This window comes from Sinorhizobium psoraleae (assembly GCF_013283645.1).
In the GTDB taxonomy this organism is placed as follows: Bacteria; Pseudomonadota; Alphaproteobacteria; order Rhizobiales; family Rhizobiaceae; genus Sinorhizobium; species Sinorhizobium psoraleae.
In genome coordinates this window covers 56,046-73,290 of record NZ_JABEKV010000013.1, presented here as the reverse complement: position 1 = coordinate 73,290, position 17,245 = coordinate 56,046, and the positions used below count along the sequence as shown (strand labels likewise).

At 56.6% G+C, this 17,245-nt stretch carries 13 protein-coding genes; 1 reads left to right on the top strand and 12 read right to left on the bottom strand.

Annotation, left to right across the window (positions count from 1 at the left end; all coding sequences use genetic code 11):
- A partial coding sequence (locus ILFOPFJJ_RS32345) for a hypothetical protein (RefSeq protein ID WP_210267686.1) occupies positions 1–531 on the top strand: 531 nt, incomplete at its 5' end.
- Between the two features lie 23 nt (positions 532–554).
- Here ILFOPFJJ_RS32345 and ILFOPFJJ_RS32340 read toward each other — a convergent pair.
- The 12 genes from ILFOPFJJ_RS32340 to ILFOPFJJ_RS32285 form a co-directional block, all read right to left on the bottom strand.
- Positions 555–1,547 (bottom strand): ABC transporter ATP-binding protein, encoded by a 993-nt coding sequence (locus ILFOPFJJ_RS32340; protein ID WP_173514527.1) that lies wholly within the window; start codon positions 1,545–1,547, stop codon positions 555–557.
- Positions 1,544–2,551 carry an ABC transporter ATP-binding protein gene (locus ILFOPFJJ_RS32335; protein ID WP_173514526.1) on the bottom strand — a complete coding sequence of 336 codons (1,008 nt, stop codon included), beginning with the start codon at positions 2,549–2,551 and terminating at the stop codon, positions 1,544–1,546. The genes ILFOPFJJ_RS32340 and ILFOPFJJ_RS32335 overlap by 4 nt, the downstream gene beginning before the upstream one ends.
- Before the next feature lie 3 nt (positions 2,552–2,554).
- Positions 2,555–3,433 (bottom strand): ABC transporter permease, encoded by an 879-nt coding sequence (locus ILFOPFJJ_RS32330; RefSeq protein ID WP_376741487.1) that lies wholly within the window; start codon positions 3,431–3,433, stop codon positions 2,555–2,557.
- Position 3,434: 1 nt separating this feature from the next.
- Positions 3,435–4,376, bottom strand: coding sequence for an ABC transporter permease (locus tag ILFOPFJJ_RS32325; protein WP_173514525.1), 942 nt, complete (start codon positions 4,374–4,376; stop codon positions 3,435–3,437).
- Between the two features lie 5 nt (positions 4,377–4,381).
- Complete coding sequence (locus ILFOPFJJ_RS32320) at positions 4,382–5,989, bottom strand: ABC transporter substrate-binding protein (RefSeq protein ID WP_173514524.1); 1,608 nt, start codon at positions 5,987–5,989, stop codon at positions 4,382–4,384.
- A 28-nt stretch (positions 5,990–6,017) separates the two neighbouring features.
- A complete protein-coding gene (locus ILFOPFJJ_RS32315) occupies positions 6,018–7,400 on the bottom strand; it encodes an amidohydrolase family protein (RefSeq protein ID WP_173514523.1) in 1,383 nt (460 codons plus the stop codon).
- Complete coding sequence (locus ILFOPFJJ_RS32310) at positions 7,397–8,920, bottom strand: M81 family metallopeptidase (RefSeq protein WP_173514522.1); 1,524 nt, start codon at positions 8,918–8,920, stop codon at positions 7,397–7,399. The genes ILFOPFJJ_RS32315 and ILFOPFJJ_RS32310 overlap by 4 nt, the downstream gene beginning before the upstream one ends.
- 720 nt (positions 8,921–9,640) lie before the next feature.
- A complete protein-coding gene (locus tag ILFOPFJJ_RS32305) occupies positions 9,641–11,383 on the bottom strand; it encodes a hydantoinase B/oxoprolinase family protein (RefSeq protein WP_173514521.1) in 1,743 nt (580 codons plus the stop codon).
- Positions 11,376–13,466 carry a hydantoinase/oxoprolinase family protein gene (locus tag ILFOPFJJ_RS32300; protein WP_173514520.1) on the bottom strand — a complete coding sequence of 697 codons (2,091 nt, stop codon included), beginning with the start codon at positions 13,464–13,466 and terminating at the stop codon, positions 11,376–11,378. Before ILFOPFJJ_RS32300 ends, ILFOPFJJ_RS32305 begins: the two co-directional genes overlap by 8 nt.
- Positions 13,463–15,289 carry a dipeptide ABC transporter ATP-binding protein gene (locus ILFOPFJJ_RS32295; protein WP_246299965.1) on the bottom strand — a complete coding sequence of 609 codons (1,827 nt, stop codon included), beginning with the start codon at positions 15,287–15,289 and terminating at the stop codon, positions 13,463–13,465. Before ILFOPFJJ_RS32295 ends, ILFOPFJJ_RS32300 begins: the two co-directional genes overlap by 4 nt.
- Positions 15,286–16,161 (bottom strand): ABC transporter permease, encoded by an 876-nt coding sequence (locus ILFOPFJJ_RS32290; RefSeq protein ID WP_173514519.1) that lies wholly within the window; start codon positions 16,159–16,161, stop codon positions 15,286–15,288. Before ILFOPFJJ_RS32290 ends, ILFOPFJJ_RS32295 begins: the two co-directional genes overlap by 4 nt.
- Positions 16,158–17,183 carry an ABC transporter permease gene (locus ILFOPFJJ_RS32285; protein ID WP_210267685.1) on the bottom strand — a complete coding sequence of 342 codons (1,026 nt, stop codon included), beginning with the start codon at positions 17,181–17,183 and terminating at the stop codon, positions 16,158–16,160. Before ILFOPFJJ_RS32285 ends, ILFOPFJJ_RS32290 begins: the two co-directional genes overlap by 4 nt.
- Positions 17,184–17,245 lie beyond the last annotated feature (62 nt).

Sequence of the window (17,245 nt, the reverse complement as noted above, 5' to 3'; positions counted from 1 at the left end):
GTATGCCATGTCACCAAGGCGAGCATGCTTCGTCAATGGTTCGAGATCCACCCCTTTGACTTCCTCCCCAAGTCCTTTGCCCTGCGCCGCTGTAGCGCTATCAGCATCGCATTGCCTCACCCGAGACTCCTCGGCAAAATTGTTACAACAAACAACAACGTGATGTGTACACCAAATACTCGCCTAAGACGAACCTTTTTTGCCGAGGGTCACGGCCCGCAGACGGATCTCGGCGTGGCCGCTTCCTTAGCCGCGGTTGATATCCAGGCCGGGGTGGGATGCGCATTTTCAGAATGCATGAAACATGCGCCCTTCAATCGTCGCGACGCAGGCAATATCGCCGCGGATCAGATATCGCGGACGCTTTCAACAAAAAGCAACCGGCTAGCTGCAGCTAAGCCAGGCAGCAGATGGCTAGACCTTCTGGAAAGGCGCGCTATAGCGCGCTCCTCCCGAAGTCGTTATCAACTTGTGGCAACTTGTGACCCGCATGAATTCCTGCTCAACACTGCAAAATCTTGCGACGTTTGAGCAGAAGCCATCCGCACCTCCGATCAAAGAATAGTCACCTGTCTCGCCGGCGCACGGACATGGCAGGCCACGCCGCGTCCATCTTGCATCAGCACCAACGGCGGTATTTCTGTACGGCATCGTTCCTCGGCCAGAGAGCAGCGGGGGTGGAACGCACAGCCTTGGGGTGGCCGAACCGGGCTCGGCACTTCACCGTCGATGGGAACTTCCAACCGTGCTCGCGTAGGATCCGGTATTGGAGCTGCGGCGATCAGCGCCTCCGTGTAAGGATGGACAGGTTTTGCGAAGAGGGACTCGCAGGTGGCCAGTTCAACGATCCTCCCCAGATACATGACGGCAACGCGATCGCCAATATGCTCTACCACGCCAAGGTCATGCGAGATAAAGACGAATGCGATGCCTAACTCCTCCTGGAGGTCCATAAGCAGGTTGAGGATCTGGGCCTGCACGGAGACGTCAAGGGCAGAAACGGCCTCGTCGGCGATTATAATCGATGGCTTAAGGGACAAAGCGCGCGCAATGCCAAGCCGTTGGCGCTGTCCGCCGGACAATTCAGAGGGAAGCCTGTGCATGATCTCCGGTGCAAGGCCAACCTGTTGCAGAAGCTCCGCCGCAAGCGCCTCACGTTGCTTTCGACTTAGACGTTCGAAGTTCTCGACTGGTTCCGTGATTATCTGTCCGGCCGTGAGTCTGGGGTTCAGCGACGAATAGGGGTCTTGAAACACCATCTGCATCCGACGGCGCCATGCACGAAGCTCATCTTTTCTCAAACTCCCAATATCCGTGCCATCCAGTAGCACACGCCCCTCTGTCGGGTCTACCAGCCGCATCAGAAGCCGCGCGATTGTGGACTTTCCACAACCGGACTCGCCGACGATGCAAAGCGTTTCGCCTGCCTCCACTGAGAAGGAGACATTCTCGACCGCCCGCACCACAGGGAGATCCTTTTTCATGATCCCTGACCTGAGCGGGTAATGCTTGACCAAGTTTTTTACTTTCAACAAGGGTCCACTCATGCGCTCACTACCTCATGTGCGTGCCAGCAAGCTACGGCGTGATCCTGACCTTGTTCCTCAAGGACCGGCGTCTTTTCCCGGCAGACCTTGGTTGCACGAGGGCAACGCGGCGCGAAGCTACATCCGATGACGGCCTCGCGCAGGCTCGGAACAATGCCGGGAATCTCAGGCAGGCGACGCTCTTTCCCGCGTCGCCTGTCGGGAACGGAGCGCATGAGAGCCTTTGTATAGGGATGCATTGGACGCGCAAAAAGGTCCACCGCACTCGCCTGTTCGACGATCCGACCGGCATACATCACGATCACACGCTGGCAAGTCTCAGCCACAACGCCCAGATCATGGGTGATGAACATGACCGCCGTCCCCGTGCGCTCCTTCAGGTCCACAATCAGACGGAGAATCTGCGCCTGGATAGTAACGTCGAGCGCCGTCGTCGGCTCATCGGCGATCAACAACTCCGGTGAGCAGGCGAGCGCCATGGCGATCATGGCGCGCTGTCGCATACCACCAGACATTTCGTGGGGATAGTTCTTCACACGCCGCTCAGGATCGGCAATGCGCACGAGGCGTAGCATCTCCTCGGCCTTTGCCAGCGCTTCCGTCCGGGACGCTCCAGTATGGATTTCTACGGCTTCCGCGATCTGCCGACCAACCGTATAAACCGGATTTAGGCTCGTCATCGGATCCTGGAATATCATGGCGATTTTGTCACCGCGAATCTTCCTCATCTCCCCTTCCGAGAGCTTCAGGAGGTCTCGCCCGCGGAACCGAACCTCACCACCGACGGTCCTTGCCGTCAGCTTTGGTAGTAGGCGAAGGATGGAGAGCGAAGTGACGCTTTTCCCGCATCCAGATTCGCCGACGACGCCGAGCGTTTCACCCTTCCTCACCTGGAAGCTGACCCCGCCCACAGCGCGCGTGACACTGCCCTCACTGAAGAAGTGAGTTTCGAGGTTCCGAACATCGAGAAGCACGTCATCGCCTGTGATCTCTTGAACTTGCATTTTTTAACGGCTCCTTGACCGCGGATCGAACAGGTCGCGAAGGCCATCACCGAGCAGGTTGACAGCAAGGACTGTTATCGCCAGGAAAACGCCTGGGGCAAGGACTGTCAGGGGGGCAGTGGCGAGATAAAGGCGAGAGCTCGCGATCATGTTCCCCCAACTCGGGATCTCGGGTGGTACGCCCACGCCAAGGAAACTCAACCCCGCCTCCGTCATTATTGCACTGGCGCATACAGTAGCAGACTGGACCATAAGGGCAGCAAATGTGCTCGGGAGAATATGTCGCAACATTACCTTTGGAAGGCGCGCTCCACCGCAAATTGCGGCCTGAACATATGGGCGTTCTCGAACGCTTAGAACTACCGACCGCACCAGACGGCTCACACTTGGGGTCTCGGGCAGCGCGACAGCAAAGATGAGAATACCAATTCCAGGACCCGTCAGAGAAATGAGCGCAATAGCTAACAGAAACGTCGGGATCGACATCAGCGCATCCATGACACGCATAATAAGATTGTCAAAGCTGCGAAGGTAGCCAGCGATAATTCCAATAGTGAGACCGGCGATAGCTGCCAGAAACGCTGACATTAAACCAACAATGAGAGAAATACGGGCACCGTAGATCGTCCGTGCTAGCACGTCGCGGCCCAGATTGTCGGTCCCCAACCAGTGTTCGCCAGAAGGCGGTTGCAGGCGGATAAAAGGATCGAGCGCTTCAGGGTCGCCGGCATAAAGCGGCGCAGCAACCGCCAACACAACGAGGAGCATGAGAAGCCCGCCACCGGCCAAAACAAGCATGTGCCGCCTTGCCAGTCGGGCCCACCCGGATAGGCGCGGCCGGGCACGCGGTTGTGGTGCGGACAATGTTATAGATTTGGACATATCAGTACCGAATACGGGGATCGATCAGCGTGTAGGCAAGGTCGACCGCGAGATTGATTAGAACATAGAGGCCTGAAACCATGATCAGCACACTCTGGATGATCGGATAATCGCGGCTATTCACAGCATCCACCACCATGCGACCGACGCCGGGAATGTTGAATACTGTTTCTGTTAGAACAACGCCGCCAATGAGATAGGCGAAACTGAGCCCGACCACCGTAAGGATGGGGACGCCGGCATTTTTCAGCGCATGATGAACTAGCATGGCGTAAGCCGACGCGCCCTTGGCTGCGGCAGTTCTCATATAGTCCTCCGAAAGTACCTCGAGCATGCTCGCGCGGGTAATCCGGGCGATGAGCGCAATGTAAGGGAGACTAAGGGTGACCGTGGGCAGAACGAGGTGGGCAAACCAGCCGCCGAGGCCATTTTCGATTTGCACATAACCCTGAACCGGCAGCCATCCCGCACCGATGGCGAGAAGATAGACAAGGAAATAGCCGACGACAAAGACCGGCACTGAGTATCCCAGCGTTGCAAACAAAGTCAGGGTACGATCAAGAAGACCGCCCGCTCGCCAAGCGGCGAGCACGCCTAGGGACACACCGAGCGTCACCGACAAAGCTAAAGTCATCAGTGAAAGAGAAAGCGTCGGTTCCAACCGTTGCAACACGAGTTCGAAAACTGGTCGGCCCGAGAAGATTGAAGTACCGAAGTCGCCGTGTAACATGCTCGACACCCAGAGCATGAACTGAACCGGGAGCGGCTCATTTAACCCTAGTTGCTCCCGGATACCGGCGATTGCCTCAGCCGTCGCGTTGCGTCCAGCCATGATCGCAGCTGGATCGCCCGGCGCTAGCCTGAGAAGCACGAATATGAAGATCCCCACCATCGCCATTACGGCGATGGCCGAAACCATCCTGCGGAGGATGTAAGTACACATTTTCCTCAGGCCTTCTGCATGTTCCACATGGGATACACAACAGACAAAACGCTAACCAGACCGGTCAGAGATTTCCGACGAGCAACCGGCGAAACATAATGACCCAACATTACAGTGCCAACGAAATCCCACGACAGACGCTGCATCTCACGGGCGAGTGCCTGGCGCTCCTGCAATGTGTCGACGTCACCCCATTTGGCGCGAAGCGCCTCATATTCGTCGTTCTTCGGCCAACCATACCAAGCATCATCGCCGTTCGCTAGCAGCGCCGGTATGTCTAGGGGGTTGCCGAACTTGGAATCGCTCCAATCTGATATGAAGATGCTCCATCCGCCGTCTTCAACCGGACCTTTGTTCGACCGACGCGCCGTAAATCCGCTCCAGTCACTTGAAGCAAGCTCGGCGTTCACGCCAATCTTTCGCAGCGTGTTCGCAAGGTAGAGTGCGGCATTGCTAGCCGCGGGCCAGTCGGACGTTTGAAGAACGACAACTTTCTCACCGGCATATCCGGCCTCTTGGAAAAGCTGCTTGGCGCCTTCTAGATCGCCGCCCTTTTTGTACCATCCCGTATTTTCGTCGTTAGAGTACGGTGTGGTCCTACCGAAGATCGATGTGACAGGATTTATGTATTTTGGATCAAAGCCGGCAGCCCGCATTACTGCTTCCTGATCGATCAGGTGAAGCATCGCCTGCCGCGCCTTGACATTGTTGAACGGCGGCTGGAGGCAGTTCAAGCGCAGGAACATGTTCGTGCCTGCCTTGTTCATTATTTCCAATTCAAGATTGGGGTCGCTCTCGATCGCAGGATAGAGATCCGATGCCGGAGCTTGAACCAAATCCACTTCCCCCGCCTGCAGGGCGGCGAAGGCCGTCTGCTGATCAGCAAGGTAGTTCCAGATCACCCGATCGACATTGACAACCTTTCCACCGGCAAATCCGTCGGGTGCTTCCTTGCGAGGCACATAGTTCTCGTTGCGATCGTAGACAAAACTGGCGCCCGGCCTTGCAAGAGCCTCGTTGAACTTGAACGGTCCCGATCCGATGTTGGCGGTCACCTGCTCAGTGACAGGGCGGCTTGCGTCCTTCTCGCGCATTACGGCGAGGTACAGCCCAGCTGCGGATGCGAGCGAAGGTATCAGAAGCGGAAGAGGTTGCGTGAGCGTGATCGTGAACGTTCTGTCATCATTTTTAGAGATGTCTTTGACGCTTTCCATAATCACCTTGCCGCCGGCGTCCGCTTGACCCCACCGGCGAACCGAAGCCACGCAATCGGCTGCGGTGACAGGGCTCCCGTCGTGAAAGGCCTGACCTTCGCGAAGATGGAACGTGTATGTTTTCTTGTCGTCAGAGAGGCCCCACTTCTCTACCATCTGTGGCTGAGGCAATCCTTTTGAGTCGAGTGCGAAAAGCGTGTCGTAGATCGCCAGCGAATGCTGAGATGTTTCGTTCGCCGTTGAGACGAGCGGGTCGAACACCTGGAGAATACCGTCCGGCACCCAACGTACCGTTCGCGCATCACTTGGCGCCGTCTGCGCCCGCAATACAGACGGGAGCGACAGCGCCGCTCCTGCTGCCAAGCCCACTTTCATCATATTTCGCCGAGAGATAGTCATGTCTTTTCCTCCTGTTGTTTTGTGCGTCTCAAGCAGCAAGGCCGGTTCTCGCCAGTAGCCTTTTAACCGACGCGCGCGCCGCGAGTGCGGCCGCTTCCGGCTCGATCCCTAGAGGGTTACCATGTCGAACCACGATCCTGCCGTTGATGACTGTAAGCGCCGGAGACCGAGTGATGCCGACCACCGCGGCTTCGGCGCATGGATCGAGGCCGAGCGCCTCGGACGACGCAGATTCACGCACGACGAAATCGGCGCGCTTGCCCACCTCGAGGCTACCCACCTCACCTCCGGCACCGACAGTTCGCGCCGCCTCGATTGTGCGCATACGCAGCAACTCGTTGGCCTTTACTGGCACACCGAGAGCTGTTGCGTTGCAAACAGCCACGCTCCCTAAGGCGTCAAAGTTAAGGTTGCGCGGGATGTCCGTGGCGATCGCAATCGTCGCCCCGGCCCTGGCTAGCTCGACCATTCGCGGCTCGGCGCGTCCGTACCCCATGGCACGCATCTGCTGAAACGGGCACCAAACGATACTCGTATGAGTGTCTCCAAGCAGCGCGACATCTTCGCGATGGATGACGTTCATGTGGACGAAGGTCGTGGCGGGTCCGAGAATGCCAGCATCATGGAGACGGGCAATGGCAGATCGACCAGCTACTTCCTCCTCCTCGATATATTGCGCAGGATCATATCCGCGATGCTCTTGAAACTGAACCCCGTGCTCGCGCGAAGCGCTAAAAGCCGCGTTCCATAGAACATCCGTCGCCAGTGTAGGGCCGTAAATCCCGATGAATGCTTTTACAAGCCCGTCGGCGTCTCGATTTCGATAGAGCTGTGAACCCACTCGCTTTAATGCCGCATCGGTCGACTCCGGCCAGCGTGCCAGGAAATCCAGGCTGGAAAGCTCGGGCGAAGAGTCCAGCATGGGCTGGGTGAGGTCAGCAACGTAGGGATCAGTCAGCCATATGCGAAGTCCGACCTCACCGGCAACTGCCGCGACCGCGTCTGGTTCAAAAATTGTGCCCGGGTCGACAAAGCCGGTGTAGCCGGCCCGTAAATAGTCGACAGCGGCAAGTTGGGCACTGGCATGCTCGTCCTCCGGGGTCAGTGCCGCTTTCCAATGGCCCATCGTGACAGGCGTGCCGACCATCAAAGGTTCGACGGATCGCGAAGTATACTGCGAAATGTGGATATGGGCGTCAATGAAGCCTGGATGCACTAGACCGCCCTTCGCATCCAACGTTTCTCTGGCTGTGAAATGCTCCCGTATGGCGTTCGTCGGACCAACGGCGCAGATGCGGCCGTTGTCTACCGCAACAGCTCCATCACTATGAATCGTGTCTTGGCTATCGACCGTAAGGACGATTCCGCTATGGACGATTAAGTCACAAGGTTGAGGTTTCTGGATGTTCATGCGAAGGCCTTTGCTACGATTTCACGAGGGGTCCCGACTGAGTGCTGATAAGCAACAACCTTCGGGTTTGGGATGTTAACTTCCGGCCAAAAGCGTGACTTCTCGTATGTGAACTGGCCCGGGCTGTAGTAGCCGACACCTGGCGTTCTCACGAGCACCGGTGTGGCAAGGTCGCCGAAGTTCAGGGCAAAATGGTAACCCGATTTCACGACGAGAAAATCAAGCGTTGCGAGATCCAAGTTCTGACTCGAGAAAGCTGCGGGATCGAGAAAGCAACTGGGTTTTGTGGTGAGCAGCACAAAAACGCGATCGTCCACTCGTAGAACCGCCGTCGCGCCCATCTCGGACCTTGAGCCTTTTCCGAGGCAGCCCTCCACAACAAAAGCACCGTCACTCACATGTTCAACGCGGCCGGTGATCAGTCGCGGTTTGAAACCTGGTGTGAACCCAGCACCTATGGACAGGGAAACGGTAGCTCCAACACCAGCCTCTATTGCTTGAGCCGCCCCGGCGGGATCGGTCACCGGCACCGCCCCACGTAATCCTGGGTGGTGATCAAGGGCCGCGGCTAGCAGTACGGTGCTGTCGCCCGGGGCCCCTGCTGCAACACGGTCGCCCATGTCGCCAATCGCAAATGGCCTTTTTTGGGGGGAATTACGCACCAGTTCAAACACCTCGTCTACCGAAAGGAGATCGTCCTTGAAGCGCGCCCGCTCAACCCAGAAGCGCGTAACAAGATCCATCGCTATCGAGGGCGCGTTTGCGTCTGGCCCGTCACTTAGAACTGTGACAACCTGGCCAATTTCGTCATCGTCGACAAAGCGGTAGACGTTGTAGATGGAAATATCGCGTATTGATGGATTCTGAGCTGTGTATTCGCGCGCTTTTTCATGTATGTCAGCAAGCGGCCCTGAGGCAGTTTCCTGAGCACCGGGCAGGACCATTGGCACCAACGCCGACACCGTTACAGGCTTTAATCGGCCCTCTAATCGTTCGATTAGAAGTTCGGCGACTTTCTCGCCACATTCGACGGTGTCCGAATGAGGATTTTCTTTGTACCCTATACAGATGTCGGTATTGTCCAACATACGCCAAGTAAGATGCGCGTGCAGATCAAGGCCGATTGCAATCGGCACATCCGGGCCTACGAGAAGTCGAAGCGCCTCAAGCAGATCGCCCTCCGCATCGGGGATCTGCGTTGTACCCATTGCGCCGTGTAGATCCAAGCCGATTGCATCAGGCTTAAGTTGTCGAACTGCCTCCAAGAGCTCTTCGCGACGCCTCAGATAAAAGGCATGGTCAACTAGCCCGCTAGGAGGAGCATCGACCGAGAAAACCGGTTCCAGCTCTACGCCTACTGCAGCGAGCTTTTCAGCCAGCCCCTTCAAGACGCCCGAGGGAGATCGGAGGGTATTCCGACCACGTTCGATCAAAAAGAAATCTTCCCCCGTGGTTTCGGGATTCTGCCTGTTGGATTCATGGCAGAAGCGAGCAATTACAACTCGATAGGCTTTTGGCATTTGTGATCGTCAACTTTCCGGGCCTAAATAGGCTTGTTTATGTGATGCCGCGGTCCACCGGACCGACATTTCGGGGAACCTTCGGCTGTGGTTTTCGTGTCGAGTTTGAACCGTGGCGGCTCTGTGGGCGGAAACTCTCCGCGCGCGGCACGGGAACGATATGGTCAGATGTTTTAGGGCAGCCATCGTGGGGAGAATCGAGGGCTCAATGATGTCCTCCAATGGTGCCGGCTTTTTCATCCTTGCGAGAACCTCCCCATTCTCAATACATTGACGTTTGATGCAACAAAAGTATGGGTTTGTCAATAAAGAAGGTCAAAGCGGCGCTCTTTGAACGGGGTGAAACGCCGCAGACGAAGTAGCAATATGACGCCTGCACGCCTGGTGTTTGCCGGGGCCGCGCAAACATATCTCTCTTGAGCTCTTCGTGTGGCGGAAAAAGCATTTTTCCAATATTTTGTTGCGACAAATTTGTTCTGCTGTCGATAATTGCTTGAAAAACGGCGCCTCACATGGCGCCGGGAGAGCACGTGGCTCGGCAAGCCTCGAGGGCGGCGCCCGAACCCTGATGCTTCAAAGCGCAGGACATCACCAGCATTCTGCGCATCCAAGACGTGTGCCCTCATCCAAGCGAATATGCGCTTAAGTTGATCAAGGCTACTCTCGTGCCGGAAAGTCGGGATAATCACCATTGAACGGAGAGTCCCGCGTGCGCCAATCTCAGTTCTCCGGCTGCCTCCCCGCTAACTCATGGCGCAGAGCCTCAGTGGCGACGTAATCTATGCCATCGCTGGTGCAGACCACTCCATATACCTCCCGGGCCGCAGTAGTGGATACTACCCCGTCGCGCACATCCCGGAACACGAGGTCTACCTGGCGGCGCAGCGGATTACCCCATCCGCCACCAGCCGCAGACGAAACCGATATTCTGGTCGGTGGCAACTCCATTACGCCATATTGAGGCGCGGCAATTTCCGCGCCAGCGTGAGTGCTCACGACTACGTCAGCCTTCTTGCCCGTCCCTCCGCCGCTGATGCCAAAGCCACTGGGAGTGAAACTACCTTCGCCGCGAAACGAGTAGGAGGCTCGGCTTGAAACGCTTACCTCATAATCAATTCCAGTTCCTCCCCGGTATTCACCTGCGCCGGCAGCATCACATCGCATTTCCTGGCGATGGATGCGAACTGGGTACTTTCGTTCGAAAACTTCAACATTAGGAATCCGCATCCCGCCAAGCGAAATCACCCCGCCAATCGAAGGAAATCCATCGCGCCCCCGAACCGCACCAGCGGCAGGGTAGGCATGCATGTGATACATCACATAGGTTTCGCCCGCCGCATTCTTCCCTGACGATACGCAACTGCTCCCCTTACCCCAACCGGCGCAGGCGAGATCCGGCGCGGCCTTCGCCAATGCCTTCCAGATCGCATTAATAATCTCTATCGCTGGGTGTCCTGTATTAGCAGTCATCGGCGCGGGGTAATTGGCATTTACTACACTTCCGCGTGGCGCGATGATCTCGACGGGACGAAACGCACCCGAATTGCGCGGAATGGTAACGCCGAAGTAGGAGAGCAGCGCCACATAAACTGCCGAGTGAGTGTTTGCCACTGAACTGTTTTTGAACCCCGCGATCTGAGGGGCGCTACCAGTAAAGTCGATCTTCACCTCATCCCCTTTTACGGTGACCGCCACGCGGACCAGCACATCGACCGTTTGAAAGCAGTCGTTGTCGGATGAGTCTTCCCCTTCGTACAACCCATCCGGGAGCGCAAGAAGCGCCCGGCGCATGCACGCTTCGGCATGATCAAGAATGGCGTCGAAGCATCCTGCGACAACGTCCAATTTGAATTCTTCCGTTAATGTCTGGATACGACGCTCACCTACTTTGGTTGAACCGATCATCGCGCGCAGGTCTCCATCCAGGAGGTGCGGAGTACGCGAATTCAGCTTCAGCAATCGCCAGACGTCATCACGAACTTGCCCGGCGCCGATCAGTTTCATCACAGGCAAACGGATACCTTCGTGAAAGATCTCTGTGGCCGCGGCGTTGTAGGTACCGGCTGCGCCGCCGCCGATGTCTGATTGGTGAGCCCGATTGCATGTGAAGGCGAGGAGGACGCCGTCCACAAAAACCGGCCTGATGATGGTCCAGTCGGGAAGATGATTGCCGCCCGCTTCATAGGGATCGCTGAGAATGAATACGTCGCCCGGAACAATTCCGCCGTCCGCGCCGTAATCGCGTAGTACAGCATCAACAGCGAATCCGCCGCCGCCCGTGTGGATAGGAATACCGTCCGCCACGGAGATTAAGCGGCCGGATGCATCTGCAATAAAGCACGAGAAATCGTGAGACTCGCTGAAGATGGGGCTGCGAGCGGTCCGTTCCATGACCCAGCCCATCTGTTTCGAAATGTGATCGAGCTGATTTTGCAGAAGCGTCGTGAGAATAGCGTCAGTCATGGTTCCGTCCCGAAGTCGGCAAAGCAATGTCGATGTGGTAGTTGCCAAAAGCATCCAGCTCTATCATGTCGCCGTCGCCCACCAGAATGGTGGTGGTCGCCTCCTCAATGATTGCGGGCCCAACGAAATAGTGGCCAGGCTGAAGGTTGGCGCCGGCAAGGATGGGAACCTCGCGCCTGGGCTCGGTCTCATCTGTCAACTGAACGGCGCGTCGATTGGCTATCGGTGCTAGAATGCGATTTGAAACTTGAGAGGCAATCGGGCTTACAACAGGCAAATGCCCGATGGCTGATACACGCGCAGTCATTACCTCAACAGCCGAGTTCGGCTGAACAGATGCATAAATTCGCTCGTGCTCGGCTTCGAACTGCTGGCGGAGTTTGGCAGGATCAAGGTCTTCTGCTGACACACTTATGGGCCATTGCTGGCCGGCATAACGCATGTCGACCCGTACTTCGAAATCCATCTCATCGGGCGTGAAACCGTCAGCCAGGAGAAGCTGCCTGCCTTGCTGGGTAAGTTCCGCAAGCGCCTGACGCAATGTTGCGACAACGTCAGCGGAAAGCGGGGCACCAATCGTGCTCACGTAGTCGTGTCGCACGTCCGCGTTACACATGCCAAATGCGCAGAAGACACCTGCTAGCCGTGGAATGAAGGCGCGCCGAATTCCGAGTTTCCGTGCAACATCTGCCACATGTAACGCTCCAGCACCGCCTGCTCCGACAAGAACATATTTGGCGGGATCGAGTCCACGGACCAGACTGACTTTTTCTATGGCTTGGCGAATACTGAGGTTGCTCAGTTGAATTATCGCCCCTGCCGCGACTGAGACTTGAGCACCCAGCGAACCCTCGAAGGCGTCACGCAACGCGGCATCGGCAAGCTCCGTCTTGAGGTAAAGCGAACCTCCGGCATATGTACCCTCGTGGAGACGGCCAAGAATAAGCTGCGCATCAGTAATAGTCGGTCGTTTGCCTCCAAATCCGTAGCAAGCTGGTCCGGGTTTGGCGCCGGCGCCTTGTGGGCCCACAAAGAGCAAGCCGCCTGCGTCAACTCCGCAGATAGTGCCGCCTCCAGTGCCGATCGTGTGGATTTCAACGCTTGGAAGCGCAATTAAGGCGTCTCCAACGGTAATCGAGTCGGTTTCTGCGACTTTTCCATTGGTCACTACGGTTACGTCACAACTGGTGCCCCCAATCTCAATTGAAATCAGGTTTTCATTGCCGGTAATTTGTTGAAAATGGCGCAGTGAGGCAAGTCCGGCAGCTGGACCAGACAAGGCTAACGCGACGGGGCGTGTTCCGATCTGGTCTAGCGAGATAGCTCCACCATTGCTCTGAACTAGCAGAAGGTCTCGCTCCAATCCGCGTCTCCTGAGCTCTCTAGCCAATTCACTCAGGTAGGGCAGAAGTTTAGGCGCAACATAGGCGTTCGCAACCGTGGTTGAGCAGCGCTCGAATTCTCCTACGATCGGCGCGAGGCTGGATGAAGTAGTGATATAGACAGCCGGTAGCGCTTCTGCGAGCATTTCTGCGCAGGCTCGCTCATGTGCATCATTGGCGTACGCATGCAGCAAGCAAATCGCCACTGCCTCAACGCCTTCGCGGCGGAAAACATCAGCAGAAGCGGCGACACTTTCTTTATCCAGCGCCAGCTCGACTTGGCCGTCGGGGGTCATTCGTTCGACAACCGGCAGCCGCAGGCTTCGCGGAACCAGGACATCCTGCCACGGTGTGCGATGATCCCACATGAATTCACGATATCCTCGTCGGATTTCGATGGTATCGCGGAAGCCATGCGTGGTAATCAGTCCAACGCGGGCGCCCTTCCGCTCAAGCAACAAATTTGTCGCCACCGTTGTGCCGTGGATAAAATGAGAGCAGCCCTTAAGGAGACTGCGAACATCGAGCCCGAGCTTCTGGCTAGCACCTTCGATCGAGCGCAGCACACCAACCGCAGGATTGGCTGGCTCGGAGGGCGACTTGTAAGGGAAAACGACGCCATTGGCATCGATGAGAACTAGATCAGTGAAGGTTCCACCAACGTCGATGCCAATACGCCAAGGCGCCACTATTTGACTCATTCAAAAGCTCCAGTTTTGCGAGCCGCCGAGTTTTGGCCGTGATCCACCTCTTGCATGATTTTCAGGTGCGGAATGGCGGCGAGAAGCTCGCGGGTATAAGCGTGCGAAGGGGATGTAAACACATTCTCTGTCGTGCCACTTTCGACAACCGAGCCGTGCCGCATGACAAGCACTCGATCGCACATAAGGCGGACAACATTGAGGTCGTGACTGACGAAGATTACAGTCAAGTTCAACGCGCGGCGAAGTGCGTCTAACTGGTTGAGCACAACAGCCTGCACCGACACGTCCAGCGCCGACGTCGGTTCATCCAGGATGAGCAGTTTCGGCCTGACGACAAGTGCCCTAGCGATCCCGACTCGCGCTTGTTGACCACCCGAGAGTTGGTGAGGGAAGCGACTGAGCAGTTCAGGCGCCAGACCGGCCTGTTGGGCTGCGGCGAGGATTTGCTCGTGTTCGCTATCACGAGACAATTCACCGCCGTTCAGCGACTGAGTGCAATTTCGAAGAGGATTGCGGATTGAGTCATAGGCTGTGAAGCGTGGATTGAGGCTGCCCAGTGGATCCTGGAAAACAACCTGGATTTCACGACGCATAGGTGAGGACGTGAACGACCGACTCGATTGCTTGCCGATATCCTGGCCCATGAACACGATCGAACCCGTCGATTGATCCAAGAGGCGCGCGACCATGCGCGAAGTAGTTGTCTTGCCGCTGCCAGATTCACCCACGATTCCGATTGCTTCGCCTTCCTCAAGATGAAAGCTCACATCCCGGACTGCGTGAATCAAAGCGTCTGCCTGCTCGCGCTGTCCGTCACAGACATCGTTGCCCCGGCGAGCCCACCTGGGAAGCCATGACTGCCGATGCTGTGACCGTGTACCGAAGCTCTTTCGCAGGCCCTCGACCTGCAATAACCTTAAGTTCAGAGCGGGAGTCTCAACTTGCCGACCTTGGTCTGGAGCTACAGTTGGAGGTGGCTGTTGGCCCGGTGGCAACAGATCCTTCAGTTCCTTTCCAATCCGAGGGGTCGCCGCTACAAGGCGCTGCGTGTAGGGCTGGCGCGGCCTCGCGAGTACCGCAAGAGTATCGCCTTCCTCCACAACATGCCCCTGCGACATGACCATAAGACGGGAACAGTACTCGGCCGCCAGCCCGAGATCATGCGTGATCAGGAGGGTTGCGAGGCCGCGGCTTGATGCGAGATCACGAAGCGTATCCATGATCACCTTTTGTGTGGTGACATCAAGACCGGTAGTTGGTTCATCTGCGATGAGCAGCCGTGGCTCAGAGGCAAGGGCCATTGCAATCAAGATTCGCTGGCACATGCCTCCAGAAAGTTCGTGCGGATACGCTCGGCTTCGCTCCATTGCGCGATCGATACGGACCATTTCCAAGAGTTCAATGACCCGCGCACGTGCTTCCTTTTTTGTCGCAGGCGGCCTCTTCGACATCAATACTGCATCGAGGATCTGATCACCCACTCTAATCAAAGGATTGAGCGCTGCTCGTGGGTTCTGAAAGATAAAACCGACCTCCTTACCTCGAACTGAGGCGAGGGCACGTGGGTCGCTGCAGATTGCTTGACCGGCAAAACGAACCTCTCCCGAGTCAATGCGTCCGTTGCGGGCCAACAGGCCCATCATTGCGTACGCTGTTACCGACTTACCTGAACCGCTTTCACCGACTATCCCTAAGGTTTCGCCGTCATGAATTTGAAGGTTGATTTTCTCAACACCCTTGACCCGCTCGGTGGACGTGGAAAAAGTCACAGTTAGATCTTTCACCTCAAGGAGAGGAGATGAATTTAGAGGTTTCATCATCGCCGGAATCTCACGTCCAGAATGTCTCGAAGACTGTCGCCCAGAAGGTTAAAGCTGAGAACAGTGAATGCGAGCGCCCCACCGGGGAACACGATCAACCACCAGTTCCCGGCTAGTATGGATGCGGCTGCTTCCGCCACCATGATGCCCCATTCTGGGGTCGGGGGCCGGATCCCTAGCCCGAGGAACGAAAGACCTGCCACATCTAGGATGGCCCAACCAAGACTGGTAGACACCTGGACGACGATGGTCGGAAGGGCGTTCGGAATCATAAACTTGAGCAGGATATTGAACTCGCTGTTTCCACCAGCCCGTGCTGCCTCCACAAAGCTCAAGACGCGTAGCCTACCAACTTCTGCGCGGGAAAGACGGACGAAGAACGGGAGATTTACCACTGCGCTTGCGATCACAATGCTTTGCACCGAGTTCCCCAGCGCCGCCACGATCGCCAGGGCGACGACAAAGAGTGGGAAAGTCATCATCACGTCCGTGATGCGTCCCACGACCCTGTCGAACAGTCCTCCGTAGAACACACCCGCGCTTCCGAGAAAGGTACCCAAAAGGAAAGACAACAATACCGACATGCCGGCGACTGCAAAATCGAGCTTCGCGGCGTTGATGACCCGACTGAACACGTCGCGCCCGACCTGATCAGTTCCAAACCAATGCTCCGCACTGGGTGACAAGTAGGCCGCCTGTAGATTGGTTTCGACCGGATTATACGGTGTGATCCAACCGGCTGAGACAGAGAGAACTAGAAGGCTGACTAGGTATATCGCTGCCGCCAGCGAAAGAAGGTTATGAGTAAGAGATCGCCATGCGTGTTGGACAAAGCCGGCAGACTCGGGCTTGGAGATGTCGTTGCTAATCATTGCGCCCGCACCCTCGGATCCACTAGAGCGCTCAGGACATCAACCATCGTGTTGATCACGACGAAGAGGGCCGTCATAAGGAGCATATATCCCTGCACTGGTGCATAGTCGGAGGCGAGCAACGCATCGATCGAGTATGCCCCCACGCCCGGCCAGGCAAAGAGCTTCTCAACCACCACATTCGCTCCGATCAGATACGCAATTATGAGACCGACTGTCGTAAGCACCGGCAGCAGGGCATTGCGAAGTCCGTAGCGGACGTAGGTGGTCCACCAATTGAATCCGGCGGCACGACATGTGCGAATATAGTCACTTGTCAGAACATCAACCATTGATGAGCGCGTGATTCGCAGTATCGGCCCCATAACAACCAACGCCACGGTAAGGGCCGGCAGCGCGACCTGAGCAGCCGCTGACCTAAAGGCTTCGAGATTTCCCGCAAGTAGAGAGTCAATCAGCAAGAACCCGGTAATGCTCTGAGGCGTTGCAACAAATGGATCTAGGCGCCCAATTGGATCGGGCGCGAAGCCGACGTAGTAGTAAAAGACGAGAATGAGCAATATTCCCAGCACCGATGCGGGCAAGGAAACCCCGACGGTTGCCGCGAAGCGGATAGCGTAGTCAGACCACGTACCCAAGCGAGTTGCCGCAATTATCCCCAAGGGGATCGATAGTGCGATGGCTAGAGTCATCGCGACGATACTCAACTCCAGGGACGCGGGTAGCCGCTGCATCAGACTTACGGTCACAGCCTGACCTGTCGTGAGGGATCGCCCCAGGTCGCCGGTGAGGATCTGTCCGAAATAGTGAAACAACTGGAGATAAAGCGGTTGATCAAGCCCTAGAGCTTCTCGAACAGCTTGGACCGCTTCCTGCGTCACCACGGGCCCCGTAACATAAAACACTGCAGGATCGCCGGGCAAGACTCGAACGAGTACGAACGTGACGATTCCGACACCGATCAAAATGGGTATGGTGCCAAGCAGACGTTGGATCACGTACCCCGAAATACCACTATTCATAATTCCTCCCGGCTTTTCCGCTTCGTGTCGAGTGCACCGCTCCTCACAAACGGAGGAGCGGT